Origin of the sequence: Liberiplasma polymorphum (assembly GCF_043951795.1) — a bacterium.
GTDB classification, from domain to species: Bacteria; Bacillota_I; Bacilli_A; order Izemoplasmatales; family Izemoplasmataceae; genus Liberiplasma; species Liberiplasma polymorphum.
Map to the genome: position 1 here is coordinate 48,535 of NZ_JBIOAG010000007.1, position 13,471 is coordinate 62,005.

Below are 13,471 nucleotides of genomic sequence, written 5' to 3' on the forward strand. Positions count from 1 at the left end.
TAACGCATTATTATCGCGTAAAACAAGCATTCTTTCTAATTAAAATATGCTAAAATATGAAAGAGGTGACACTATGATTAAAAAAATTATCCTTACAAGTTTATTTTTTATGCTTTTTGTCCTTACATCCTGTATGAACACACTAGACCCTTTATATACGGATAATGAACCAATTATCATTGAAATGAAAAATAATGATTTAAAGATTTTACAACTTACAGACTTACACCTTACCTATGGCATTGATTATAATGATAGACAAACCTATAAAGCCATTGAAGATTTAGTCTTAGCTGATGATTGGGATTTAGTCATTTTTACTGGGGATATTGTAATGAGTCCATTAGCGGTTCCTTTATTTAGACATTTAGTTAACTTAATGGAATCATTAGAAGTCCCTTGGACATTTATTTTAGGGAATCACGACCGTGATTACCATAGTGCAGCCCGATTACTGAGTGTGATTGAAAACACACACTACTTAAAGTTTAAAACAGGTCCTGAACTTGAGGGTGGTGGGGTTGGTAACTTTAAGATTACCTTCACTAAAGATGACCAACCTTTTTATCACTTATACTTTCTTGATACGAAAATAGAAACCAATCATCCGGATAGAACCAGTAAATACGACTTTTTAAGTGAAGCGCAAGTTAACTGGTATGAAGACTTTGTAAGTAATGATACCGTCCCTAATAGTGTCTTTATGCATACGCCGCTTATTCAGTTTGAACTTGTTAATAATTATATAGGCACATTCGGTGAACCTGTTCATCCTCAAGGTCTTGATACAGGATTCGTTGATAAAGCCGTAATTTACGGCTTAACCCAAGGGATATTTGTAGGGCATGATCATGATAATGATTTTTCCTTTATCCATGAAGGGATCATGTTAGCGTATGGGCGTTATACCGGGTATAACGCTTATGGCTTTTTAGAACTTGGGGGAAGAGTCATTCATATTGATGAGACACAATCCATGACTTCATGGATTATAACCTTAAGCAAGGTGCGCCCATGACAATTAAAGATAGCGTATTTAGTCTATTAGGGTTGTTATCATTTAGTGTATTCTTCTTCTTTTTTACAGGCAGTTTCATGATGCTTATTACGCTTCCACTCTTTATTTTCTTTATTATCTTAAGGAGGTTGGACTATGTTTGAGATTATAGCTATGCTATTTATCTTTAGTATTTTTTTAGCCTTATTCATTTCACTTGGTTTACTAATTACAAGAATCGTTCTTGTTATAAAAGATAAACAACCCGTTAAAAAAGCACTTATGATTGTTTTAGTTCCAGGTAGTATTGGCTATTACCATTACTATCCTAATAACACCCCTTTTAAAATGTGGTATCAACGACTAGTTTTACTCATGTTTATCTTCACGTTTATAGGAAGTATTTATGTCGCTTTTTTAAATATTCCTGAACTTGCCCATTAGTTTTTTTATAGTATCTAATTAATATTTAAAGGCACTAACTGTTTGAGTATCAACCAGTTAGTGCCTTTTACTTCACACTATTTTCAATGCTTTTTTATGCCATGCATAATTGAACATTAACATGATATAACCAATGAATATAAACCCTAAAAGGAAAATCAAATCATAAGTTATCCATGAAACATGATCTTGAAACAGTGATATGACCGGAATATGACTATCAAATTTCGGATTTAAGAAAAACATATTAAACGTTGAGGGATTTCCTGATAAATTGAACAAGCTATTCATGATAACTGCGAGTATTGTTACACATATAAATACGATTGTACCATCCATAAACGCTTTTATAGATGGTCTATGGATTAAAATTAGTAAGAATCCAATATAAGCCATCCCACCATGATGCACCATTGTTTGAATATTAATTCCGATAATTGGATGAAATACTGAAATTGGGTATAGCATGACTGCAACCCCTGCAAAAAAGCCGTAGGTTTGCAAGTAAGTCCATAAAGCAGTTTTTATACGTCCGCGTGTAAAACGCTGGATAACCATTGTGTACATCGGTGTACTACAAAACTGAAATGGGAATGCATACCATTGAAAACTCATCGCATCATAAGTAAATACAATTTGCTTATAAAGTTCAAAGGTCAGTATAAGCAACCCCACACTAAAAATGATTCTAGTCAGTTTATCTTCATTTATGCCTTTATACTTAATAAAGGCATAAACCATAAACACCAACCACAAAAGTGTTGCTAAATACTGAAACCATGATTCATTTATATGACTAAATGCCACTGGTTGTGACATTTTATAACTTAATAAATCTAAAATATAATACATGTGTTCACCTTCTTATTAATTCTAACTATATTAATTATACAAGAAAATAACAATGGTGAATCGGATTTTTTATAAAACTATAAAAAAGGACGAATTTTAGTTCGTCCTTTTTGTGCATTAATTTTGTTTAATAACAAAATGATGAAACGGTGCACTTGAATTAAATCTTAAAACAGTATAGTTCCCATAAGGACTATTCACAACAAACGTACTATGGGTATAATTATTCGTTTGAACCTCACCATAGTTAAGTCCATCTTCATAGCCGTTTAAATAAACGGTATATAAATAACTTGATCCCATTTCGTTGTTTATAAACGAGGCATAAAGTCCTGGTGTAATATAGCGTATCATGCCCTCAAGTTTAACGGTTTGAATTGGGGTTTGGTTGATATTGATGATGTACGTTTCGGTATTGTGATGATTCCCAAACGTATAACCATTATAAAACGATGGACTTAACGTTTCATAAATAAATGGGATGACGACTTCGCCGTTATAATTGATGGCCCCATAAAACTCATTATGTCTAAAAACGATGAGTGCTTCACGGTAGATAAATGTATGAAGTTGTGGTAATTCTACGATAGGTTTTAAGTCATTATCCACAATAGTACGTGTGGCTGAATCATAAATCCTTGTATCATTTAAACGCACTAAACTACTAAAACCTAATCCTGTGACATCACTTAAGATGTCCCCTTTTTTATTCATAATAAGTTGATAGGTTCTTTCGGTATGTAAGACATTATCATGGATTTCATAAACAGAAGCTAACCCATATTGATAAATGTCATCTTCTTTAAATGGGTTTAACGTATCAATTCGATAGTTAAACTTAAGTGTATTTGTTTCCCCGGTTAATAAATCAATGGCATAGGTTTTTAAACGGTATTTTATACCACCTACAACATAATCATAACTATTTTCTGTATCTGGTAAAGGCATCACGACTTGATAAACTAGTGACCCGTCAAAGTAAGCGACTTGGGATTGACTAACTTGTGGCAAGTTAAAACTATTGATCAGTTGTTTTGTAGAAGCATCGTATATGCGCATGGTAGACCCAACAATTAAAGCATAATACCCTTTTAAGCCAAATAACTCTAAATCAATTTTATTGGTAAAGTCTTCATTCCATCGTTCACCTTCTTGATACGTAATCAGTTCAAGTGGTATTTCAGTGCGTGCCCCGTTATTTAAATTGATTTTATACGCTTTAATTTGATTAGCACGTTCGCCTAAATCATAGGCTTCTACCGTCAAAGTACTTATAATTTCAATATAAGTAAGCCTAGCTACACCATTTTCATACAGTTCAATAATTCTAGGACTAATACGGTAATCTGCGTAGTGATTTTTTTCTATGATTTTAATGCCTAAGCTATCATAAACCTCAACTTCATTCATGTCATAAACATAAATGTAAGCCCCCATGATTGCATTGGGTTCAATCATAATAAAACGCTCCATTAAATCAATAATTAAACGGTTTTCAGTTAAAGAATACACACCGTATTCTAATCCTGTATTTACTAAGGCTAACCCTAATTGGTAAAAATAGGTTACTGCGTCATATGTACTTAAATCAATTTGATGAATGGATTCAATTTGTGAAATTGAATCTGTTGGGGCATTTAATATATTTTGGTCGATTAACTCAAGATCTAAATCAAATCGGTTACAACTACTTAAAGCAAGCATCATCAAGCCCGTTAAAAGCATAATACTTAACTTTTTCATATGTTTTTTTCCTTCCTTTTATTATTAAAACCCTTATAGCTTAACTATAAACCATTCAGTCAAATAAAGGTAATATATTTTGATTTGTTTTATGATTAAATAAAAGGTTAAGCAATTTGCTTAACCTTTTTTTGATAACCATTCATAGAGGTCTTTTTGGTCGTCGTAGCCAATATCTTGTAAACTAAATACCGCTACTTTTGGGGCTGCAAGCACAGTAAACCCAACCGTTGATAATCTTCTTATTCTTTGAAAGAGTGATCTGTTAAAGTGCATGGACTGGATATGTTTTCTTTTTGTGATAACCCACTGTCTTGCGATGACGCGTTTTCTTATGTAAAGGGTGTCTTCACCTATATAAAACCCTGCAAAGTTAAACTGACTCATCATGAGTAAAATTGAAAAAGGCAGTAAGACTAAAAACCATAAACTATATAAGCTAAAAAAACTTAATGGAATAAGCACTAAGTACATCCAAAGATTTCTCACACTATATCTAATCCAGGCTCTTTTTGGAATGCCTATAAATGTTTCATTCACTGGAATATCTGGTAATACATTCTTTAAAAAATCCTTCACTTGATTACTTTTTATAAAAGGGTGTAACTCTGTAGAAGTTAAACTATCTTCCATCTTACCACCCGCTACTTTAACTTCAATACTAACATAGTTAAAGGGTTGTCTAAATAAGCCTTGTTTAAGCACAACGGCTTGAATACGGTGCGGTTTAATCGTTAATGTTTTTTTAACGATTAAGCCTCTTGTAATTTCTATATCTGTTTCACTTTTTTTAATGGTAAAAAAAGCATGTCTAATCACATATTTAAAGATAGAAGCAATCCATGACAATAAGATGACACTAAATAGAGTGATTAGAAGAAATATAACCCCAAGCCTTGCATAAACATCTTCAAAATAAGCGATCGTACTACTTGGTAAAAATGCAGTGATTTGGCCTAGTAAAAAGATCATAAATAGTAATACAACGATAAACCCACCAGACGTAAGACCTGCTTTAAATAATTGGATGGCATCAACTTCTATCATTTTATCTTCAGGTTTAAGTGTTTCTTCACTTTGGACGACTTTCTTGTTTTCTGTAAATAGTTGTTTAATTGTGTGCGCTTCATTTAAGCGTGTCGCATCAATTGAGACTTCTGATTCATCTAAGTTTCCAGCGGTCTCAATACGTATGCTTGAAAGTCCTAAAAGTCTTAAAATAATGCCTGCTTCTAAATTAATGGTTTGGATTCTTTCTTTTTTAATATAACGATGTTTTTTAATCATGACCCCTGATTTAATGGTGATTGCATCTTCATCATAACTATATCTAAAAAAGAACCATTTAAGCGAGCCAAATAACGCACTAGTTCCAATGGTGATTAATGTAAATAGTAACGCCCAATAATCACCAAACAGATCTAAATCTGTGCCAACTACTGAAAACCCAGCCACTAAGATAATCGGAATAATAAATCCTTTAAGTTCTTTAATTGCCCCTGTAAAAATCGTGATGGGATGTTGGCGTTTAAAATTAGACATCGTCATCACTTTGTTGGATTAATCCACTGATTTTAGTGTGTAAGGTTTTAGCGGTTTCTATTTTTAAAGCAGGGATTTTATGGTTACTACCCGCGGTAGTAACCGAAAGCGATGCAAGATTAAAGAGTCTTAATACTGGCCCATAAGCAATATCAACATGCTGGACTCTATTCATCGGAATTAAACTTCTTCTAATAACGATAATTCCGTATTGAATATCGATTTCATTTTCTTTAATTTCATAGCCCCAATAAATCATTCTTATTTTTGGAATCACGAAGATTTGTAAAAGCCCAAGGATACCAAAAAAAACATAGCCCATAACTGCTGGCCATAAAGGAAGTACTGGTACATAAATTCGGACTATCACATAAGTTGTTGGAATGAGTAATTCAATAATCCATGCAATGAGTCCGTTTAAACGCCACGCGTTTAAAGCACTAATGGGAATTCTTTCTTTAGGTTTATCAATCATATAAAACCCTCCAGTCATTCTTATTATACTTAGTTAAAGGGCAATTTAACAGCCCTAATATTTAAATCCCCTTGAATCAGGGCAAGGGGATAGTTAAATGTATTCTTTTAAGTGTTCATGTGATTTAATCTATTCCATAAAAACTAAAACTGCCATCGAACTGATTGTTAAACTTTACTTCTTTAACCGATAATTAAATATATCAATTATTTAATTATCACAGGTTCTAGTTCAGTTGCAGGATTAACTTTATTAAGCTCAACAGTTAGTCTTTTTAAGACACGCTTTTCTTGTAAATAAATAGGTAAGTACATGGCGTATAAACATAATGCCGCAAATGGTAAATAAAGGGCTAAGTAAAATAATATATGGACATCAATTAATGCATTAAACATTTCAGCCGGTGCACTTAATAAGAACAATTCATCAGAACCGCCATACCTATAGGTTGCATACCCTGATATAAAGGCATAAATTGCTAAAAAGACGATCGATAGATGTAAATCTTTTTTAGTTGGTGTAAAACCTAAGGTTCTATATCCATAAACCGCAAGCCATGCAATCGTTGCATGCGCACCAAAATAAGTCCAACCATTCCAGCTATCTAATCCCCAAACCGTATCAAAAAGTAAAAATGTAAGGAGTGTTCCAAAGGCATAAAAATACATGATTTTAAAGACTTTCTCATTTTTAAATGCTACTGCATAAGTTAATCCATATAACGCGATACCACACAGTGGTATGCGAAATATTGAGCCATTTAAGACTCTATTTTCAAACACACGCCATTCAAACACAAAAACAAGCCCTATTAAAATTATTCTAATCAGTCTTTCATGCTTGCTTTTACCCATTTTAGGTCCAAAGACCCATAGTACGACTAAAGTAAGGATAAGACCTAAAAGTAAAAAGATATGCGTACTACCAAACCAAGTAATGGTGTTGCCCACTTCAGAACTAAAAAAGTCTTTTATCATGATTTAATCTCACTATTCTATAATCTATAAATCTAGTCATATTATAGACGATTTATAGATTTTCAGAAACCATTATTTTTTTACCTGTTGTACTGGCATAATATGACCCTAGCGCCACCATAATAAGGGCGATGTAAAAATTAAGCGTTGGATTATTTAAGAAAATAATGATTGGAAATGTGATGACTATAGATTCTTTACATGCTATAGTCATACATTTTATTCTATGCATGATATAATTAGTGAATAAAATGTTAACTAATAAGTTACTAGAAAGGACTAATATGAAAACGATTATTATTGGTGGGGTAGCTGCAGGCATGACTGCAGCAGCAAAATTAAAACGCTTGGATGCGAGTCATACGATACACGTTTATGAAAGAGGAACAGATTTAAGTTATAGCGGGTGTGGGATGCCTTATTTTTTAGGCGATATTGTCAGTGACGAAAGTAAATTAATCGCAAGATATCAAGATGACTTTAAAAAACAAGGCATCGACGTTTTCTTAAAACATGAAGTTTTATCGGTTAATCCAACCAATAAATATGTAACTGTTAATAACTTAATATCAAAGGAAACGTTTGTTGATAAGTACGATCACTTAATTATTGCAACAGGAACGATTGCTAATAAAACACGTGTAAAAGGTCGTGATGATCATAAAATTTTTATGCTTAATCAACTTCCAGATATGAGAAAGATTAAACCTGAAGTCATTAAAGGCAACGGTGTTGCAATTATTGGTGGAGGTTATATAGGCGTTGAGTTGGCTGAAAATTTAGCCCATAAAGGATTAACAGTACATATCATTCAACGTGGTAATCAACTGTTAAATGTTTATGATTATGAGGTTGCTTTAAAAGCAAAAACCGCACTAGAAGCGATAAACGTTCAAGTGCATTTAAATGAAAATCTAATGGCTTATGAACGTCATCATGACACATTAAATGTCATAACGGATAAAGCACATTATCCTGTTGATTTCGTGATTGAATCCATTGGGGTTAAACCAAACACCGACTTCGTCAACAATATTGGATTAGCTATGTTAAAAAACGGTGCCATTATAACGAATGACCATGGTGAAACAACAGTACCAAATATTTATGCCGCAGGCGACTGCGCTGCTTATTATCATTTAATTAAAAATGATTACGTCTTTGTCCCACTTGGAACCCATGCGAACAAAACAGGGCGTGTCGTTGCAGAAAATATAGCCGGTTTAAACACTACTTTTCCAGGTATTATAGGCACGAATATTATAAAAGTCGCTGATTTAGCTTTCGCTAAAACAGGGATTGGCATCGATGAGGCTAAACAGTTAGGATTTGACTATGACTATGTTGATGTAACAGCGTTACATCAAACAAGTTACTATCCAGGCGCAAAAGAATTATTTATTCGTTTAATTTTTGAAAATAACACAGGGCTAATAAAAGGCGCACAACTTGTGGGTGAAAAAGGCGTTTCAGACCGAATAAACATTATGGCATTAGCCATAATAAAAAAACTAACTGCACAAGAGTTTGCGCAGTTAGACTTTGCGTATGCCCCACCATTTTCCCCTGTATGGGATCCATTACTAGTAGCCGCAAATCAAATTAAAGTTTAATTTGATTTATTACTTTATCTTTCCAACTTTGTGGGATGGTTGAAACTTGTGCGAATATTGCCCCAATCATCGTATTTCGATCAGCTATTGCTCCCCCTAATAAAGCGTTATAACGTACAGCTTCTTCATATGAGTTTGTATGATATAAAATATGAATAATTAGTGGTATTGAAAACTTAATGGCACATGCACGACCCGAATAGTTTTCAATAAACATGTTAGGGTCTTTAATTTCAAGGGCTTTTGAAAGTTCGGTTTCTGCCATTTTAGGACCAAGCTGAATCACTGATTCTATCGCTTCTTTTAGCCCTTTTTCTGGTAATTGTTCAAACAATAAATCGAACATTTTAAAATACTCATAATACGTTTCGTCTTGGGAATAGACTTGGGTCAGTTCCCAAGCTTTTTTACTGTCTAGTCCAAGTTCTTTACAAACTAAGTAAGGCATAAATCCAACTAAATGGTCATCGCTTACTTGCTGTTTTGGATAATCTATTTCAAGACTTTTAGCGAGAATTTCTAACACATGCTTTTTGGCATAACTTTCAACATACCCTTGATAAGTGCCACCTGGTTTAAATTGTTGATAAAGTAATTTAGAGTAATCAAGCTGTGAAAAGTCTTTGTTATTTTTCATTGCTTGATAAAGCCATTTTAAAATATCTCCTTGAACAGTTACATCTCCTAATTCGTGAGATGGATAACTATAATAAGCTGTTTCTGCGTTTTGATAATGGGTTTGATTTTGAACTAAAAATAGAATTGATTGTTTTGAGGCAAGGGTTTCTAGGTATCCATGATCATAGATCCAATGAATCCCTAGCGTTGCCGCATTAGCGATTAAGCCAGGTAAAATATATTTTTCCATAAGTTTGCTCCTTTACTCAAGTTCAACACCTAAACCGTGAACAATTCGGTTCACATAATTAAAATAAGCAATTATATGATTCACATCAAATATTGTTTTATCACTTAGTCCTAAATTTCTTAAACCAATGATGTCTTCTTCAACGACTTTGAATGGTTCTTTAGTGAGTTTTTCTGCATACGTACAAATCATTAAGTCTAATGCACTGAGTCCTGCTTTATGATAGTCATCGATGATTTTTTCCATAAGAGATTTATCTTTAGTAACATGCGCTAAAGCACTTCCATGATGACCCACACAATAAGGACACGAGTTCGCTTTTGATACAACGACCCCAATCATTTCTCGCTGCATTCTAGATAGAGCCCCTTCTTTGAACATGATTTGCTCATAAAGCTGCATATGAATGGCTAAGACTTCAGGTCTTACACTGTGAACCTTTAAGACATTCGCAGTGGTTTCTTTCGTTCTTTTTTCTGCGCCTTCATAAATTTCTTTTAATAATTGATTCTCTTCTTTACTTATTTCTTTAATCCAAGCCAATTGAATTCCTTCTTTCTATAATGTAATCACTTTTGCATCACTTTGTAAACACTGGGTTAATAGTTCTCCTGTATATATAACGTTAATGTTTAAATCCGTTAAAGCTTGTTCTATGTTTAAATCAATCGCACATTTTTTGCACGCATACACTTTGATGCCTAGTTTTAACATGAGTGCAACCCGTCTTTTTGTTTCATCATCACTAACAACAACATTTTGGGATGCACCCCAAATAATGACTTCAACTTCATCCCACCAGCCATTTTTCTTAGAGGCAAGAATATAGGGCGTAATCATTTCGTTTACATCTATCATATTATCGCTTTTCCAAAGTACAACTAACTTGTTCATCTCATCATTCCTTTAAACTATATTTTAGTTCATTATACCGTCGTTTTAAGTAATGTTATAAACGATTCTTTTGGTAAAGGTTTTGAATAATAAAAGCCTTGAATAATATCTACACTTAATGCACTCACAAACTGATCTTGTTCAAGGGTTTCTACTCCTTCTGAAACAATCGTAAACTTTAACTGTTTCAGTAATGAAACAATGCCTTGATAAATCATTGTTTCATTAGATGAATTATCAATCAATTTAGGTAAAACCGCTTGATCAACCTTAACAATTGATGCATGCATCAACGAAAGTACTGTTAAAGAAGAATTCCCTGCTGTAAAATCATCAATTTCTATGGTGATGCCTAATTTAAAAATGCCATCTAACAATGGTTTAATCGCGTTATAATCCACAGCGATGGACTCGGTAATTTCAACACTGAGATGTTTAGGATTAACTTGATGTTTATCAATCATTGTTTCAAGGGTTTTAGCTTTTAGGTTTTTAAGTGTGATTGTTGAAAGATTTGTGGATACTTTAAAGGTTTCTTCTAGCAAGTCTTCTTTAGCTAATCGTTTAATCAGTCGACACGCATTATCAAAAGAAATTAAATCTAAATCATAAATTAAGCCACTTGCTTCTGCAATATAAATATATTTACTAGGCGAAACCAGTGTTTCTTGATTAAGCCATCTAGATAATGCTTCTGCACCGATGATTTTTTTAGTTACAGAATCATATTTCGGTTGGAAAAATGACACAATGTCTTCATTTTTTAAAGCACTTTCGATATGTGCTTTAAAGTATGTTTCTTCTTCCATTTGGTGAATAAAATCGTCTTTAATAAGTAAAACATGTTGTTTAGACTTTTCAAGTACTTGATGGGCATAATCAAAAATTTGTAAGATTTCTTGGATGGGTTTTGTAATAGAAACCTCATGATCAAAAGTGATAATTTTAGCATTTAAATTAAAGGTTTCAATATGATTGTGTCCTTTTAAAGGTTTATCAAATTCTGAAATAATTTGCTTTATATCAATAGGATATCGTGTCATTAATAAGTGTGTCGCTTCTTTTATTTCATATATATCAGCATCAGGGACAATGCTTGAAATTTTATCTTTAACCATCATTTCGATCATCGGTGAATAAGAGATGCCACATACATTAATAATTTCTTGAAAATTATTAATACTAAAATACGTGAGATAATAGTCTGCTAAGTCTAATGTTTGTGCTTTTTTATACAGTTCATATTTTGTTTGTAATCCTGTATGGGGATTTCTTAAAGATTCTATTTCAAGTGTGATTTTTAATAGTGTGTTACTTAGATAAGTAATGTACCCCATTAATCCAATAAAAAAGGTAAACGTAATGATTACTAAACCGGGTGAATCTAGAAGATTAGTTAGTAAATAACTCATAAAAATAACCACAATAAATAGCGCAACGAATAATCGTTTTTCCTTCATTTAACCCCGCCTTTCTTTCTTTATTGTACCATGATTTAAGATGAAACGGTGTTTCAACAGTCTTACTTCACCTTTAAAGGCATAATATTTCCCTAGAGTTATTAAAATAAGTACGATATATGAATAATCATAAAGCCTTCTAAGAAGATAATCAAAGAAAATATGGCTTTATGTCATAACATATAACCCTATTTAAAATAGTTTGATTTATTTACGCATTAGAAATTCTCGTAAACCCCTTGGGGTAAAGCCATTGTTTACCCATAACCTAACATTGTTTTTTAATGGAACAATTAAATCAACTACTGCTTTAAGTTCTTGTTCTGTGGTAATCATAACTTGATGATTTTCTAACACTTTAAGTAACCGATCAACCCCGTATTCATAACGGGCTAACCAATGTATTTCTCTAACGCAATCCATAACTTGAGCTATCGTTAGAAACTGATTTTTTAAATAGTTTTCTAATGCTTTTACTTCTTTTGTCTCTTCTAAAAAGTCATAGTAAGCATAGCGTTCAATCAGCCTTTTACTAGGTACGTAACGTGGTTTTGTTTTTTGGATAGATAGTAATAATTTATAGTCATCTGGTAACAGTGAACGATGGACAAAATAGTCATCTATTAATATCACTTCATTACTTTCTAATGTCTTTTTATCCATCCCTTTAAATGTTTCTATTTTTGGATAAGCTTTATTATAAAGTTCTAAAACAAACGTTTTCTTAACAACCCCATAAAAATGGATTAAGCCTACTATTTATTCATGGATAGCTTTCATATGTTCACCTCTTTATCTAATAGTAACGAAATTATAAATCTTTAACAATGACTTTTTTGCCAGTTGTACTGGCATAATAAGAACCTAGTGCCATTAAAATAAGGGCGATATAAAAATTAAACGCTGGAACTTCTAAGAATATGAGTATTGATAATAGTGCCCCAACAAATGGCGCAAAGGCATAAAACGTACTCGTTTTAGCCGCCCCAAGTGCTCTTTGGGCGGTAACATAAAAGAATATACTAAGTCCATATGCAATAAAGCCTAAAAGTAATGTCCATACCACTGCGATATGATTAATGATCACTTCATTAAGCGTAAACGCAATGATTAAAGAACCTAACCCTGAAAATAGCCCTTTAATGACCACAACCATTAAAGGATCATTTACTGATAATCTTCTTGTAAAGTTATTTTCTAGCCCCCATGAAATGGTGGCTAGTATAACAAATAAAGACCCTAGTGAAAACTTAAAAGCACGGATATCTTCAAACGATAAAAGCATACTTGCAAGCGTGACTAAAATAATCGCAACCCGTAATCTTTTAGGAATCGCTTCTTTAAAAATAAACGCCGCAAATAGTGCGGTTGCGACTATTTCAAAATTATTGAGTAACGCCACATTCTCAGGTTGTGACCGACTTAATCCAATCATGAGTAAAATAGGCGCAATAATATCTAATATAATCATACTAAGAATAGAAGGCAGTTCTTTTTTTGTAAAAGGTTTATAGGTCATCACACGCATGCGTTTTCTTAATAAGGCAATCCCGCTCATCCCAAAGCCTGCCCCTAAATAAAGGTAAACGTCAACTGATGGACGTCA

At 32.9% G+C, this 13,471-nt stretch carries 15 protein-coding genes and 1 pseudogene; 4 read left to right on the plus strand and 12 right to left on the minus strand.

Annotation, left to right across the window (positions count from 1 at the left end; genetic code table 11):
* The first annotated feature begins 73 nt into the window (after window positions 1–73).
* The 3 genes from ACHAJD_RS02770 to ACHAJD_RS02780 are packed head-to-tail and all read left to right on the plus strand — an operon-like array spanning window position 74 to window position 1,441.
* Entirely contained in the window at window positions 74–1,018 is a 945-nt protein-coding gene (locus ACHAJD_RS02770) for a metallophosphoesterase (protein ID WP_435584335.1), read from the plus strand.
* On the plus strand, window positions 1,015–1,161 hold the full coding sequence (locus tag ACHAJD_RS02775) for a hypothetical protein (RefSeq protein WP_435584336.1): 147 nt from the start codon (window positions 1,015–1,017) through the stop codon (window positions 1,159–1,161). The genes ACHAJD_RS02770 and ACHAJD_RS02775 overlap by 4 nt, the downstream gene beginning before the upstream one ends.
* Window positions 1,154–1,441, plus strand: a complete 288-nt coding sequence (locus ACHAJD_RS02780) for a hypothetical protein (protein ID WP_435584337.1) — start codon at window positions 1,154–1,156, stop codon at window positions 1,439–1,441. Before ACHAJD_RS02775 ends, ACHAJD_RS02780 begins: the two co-directional genes overlap by 8 nt.
* A 72-nt stretch (window positions 1,442–1,513) precedes the next feature.
* Here ACHAJD_RS02780 and ACHAJD_RS02785 read toward each other — a convergent pair whose 3' ends face one another.
* From ACHAJD_RS02785 to ACHAJD_RS02805, 5 genes are all read right to left on the minus strand, one after another.
* Complete coding sequence (locus ACHAJD_RS02785; RefSeq protein ID WP_435584338.1) at window positions 1,514–2,293, minus strand: TMEM164 family acyltransferase; 780 nt, start codon at window positions 2,291–2,293, stop codon at window positions 1,514–1,516.
* A 117-nt stretch (window positions 2,294–2,410) separates the two neighbouring features.
* Window positions 2,411–4,036, minus strand: a complete 1,626-nt coding sequence (locus tag ACHAJD_RS02790; protein ID WP_435584339.1) for a WG repeat-containing protein — start codon at window positions 4,034–4,036, stop codon at window positions 2,411–2,413.
* 120 nt (window positions 4,037–4,156) lie between these two features.
* Entirely contained in the window at window positions 4,157–5,578 is a 1,422-nt protein-coding gene (locus ACHAJD_RS02795; protein ID WP_435584340.1) for a PH domain-containing protein, read from the minus strand.
* Window positions 5,571–6,053 (minus strand): PH domain-containing protein, encoded by a 483-nt coding sequence (locus tag ACHAJD_RS02800; RefSeq protein WP_435584341.1) that lies wholly within the window; start codon window positions 6,051–6,053, stop codon window positions 5,571–5,573. The genes ACHAJD_RS02795 and ACHAJD_RS02800 overlap by 8 nt, the downstream gene beginning before the upstream one ends.
* 206 nt (window positions 6,054–6,259) lie before the next feature.
* Window positions 6,260–7,030 (minus strand): TMEM164 family acyltransferase, encoded by a 771-nt coding sequence (locus tag ACHAJD_RS02805; RefSeq protein WP_435584342.1) that lies wholly within the window; start codon window positions 7,028–7,030, stop codon window positions 6,260–6,262.
* A gap of 284 nt (window positions 7,031–7,314) precedes the next feature.
* On the opposite strand from ACHAJD_RS02805, the gene ACHAJD_RS02810 reads away from it, so the two are divergent.
* On the plus strand, window positions 7,315–8,643 hold the full coding sequence (locus tag ACHAJD_RS02810; protein WP_435584343.1) for an FAD-dependent oxidoreductase: 1,329 nt from the start codon (window positions 7,315–7,317) through the stop codon (window positions 8,641–8,643).
* On the opposite strand, the gene ACHAJD_RS02815 is transcribed toward ACHAJD_RS02810, so the two are convergent.
* The 7 genes and pseudogenes from ACHAJD_RS02815 to ACHAJD_RS02845 form a co-directional block, all read right to left on the minus strand.
* Complete coding sequence (locus tag ACHAJD_RS02815; protein WP_435584344.1) at window positions 8,633–9,511, minus strand: hypothetical protein; 879 nt, start codon at window positions 9,509–9,511, stop codon at window positions 8,633–8,635. The genes ACHAJD_RS02810 and ACHAJD_RS02815 overlap by 11 nt on opposite strands.
* Window positions 9,512–9,523: 12 nt before the next feature.
* Window positions 9,524–10,054, minus strand: a complete 531-nt coding sequence (locus ACHAJD_RS02820) for a peroxidase-related enzyme (protein ID WP_435584345.1) — start codon at window positions 10,052–10,054, stop codon at window positions 9,524–9,526.
* Window positions 10,055–10,069: 15 nt separating this feature from the next.
* A complete protein-coding gene (locus ACHAJD_RS02825; protein WP_435584346.1) occupies window positions 10,070–10,405 on the minus strand; it encodes a DsrE family protein in 336 nt (111 codons plus the stop codon).
* 32 nt (window positions 10,406–10,437) lie between these two features.
* The gene (locus ACHAJD_RS02830) at window positions 10,438–11,865 is read right to left on the minus strand and encodes an EAL domain-containing protein (protein ID WP_435584347.1); all 1,428 of its coding nucleotides are present in this window, start codon (window positions 11,863–11,865) and stop codon (window positions 10,438–10,440) included.
* Between the two features lie 207 nt (window positions 11,866–12,072).
* Entirely contained in the window at window positions 12,073–12,528 is a 456-nt protein-coding gene (locus tag ACHAJD_RS02835; RefSeq protein WP_435584348.1) for a hypothetical protein, read from the minus strand.
* A 148-nt stretch (window positions 12,529–12,676) separates the two neighbouring features.
* Window positions 12,677–13,150 (minus strand): EamA family transporter, encoded by a 474-nt coding sequence (locus ACHAJD_RS02840; RefSeq protein ID WP_435584349.1) that lies wholly within the window; start codon window positions 13,148–13,150, stop codon window positions 12,677–12,679.
* Window positions 13,151–13,432: pseudogene (locus ACHAJD_RS02845) on the minus strand (EamA family transporter); the annotation flags it as partial.
* Window positions 13,433–13,471 lie beyond the last annotated feature (39 nt).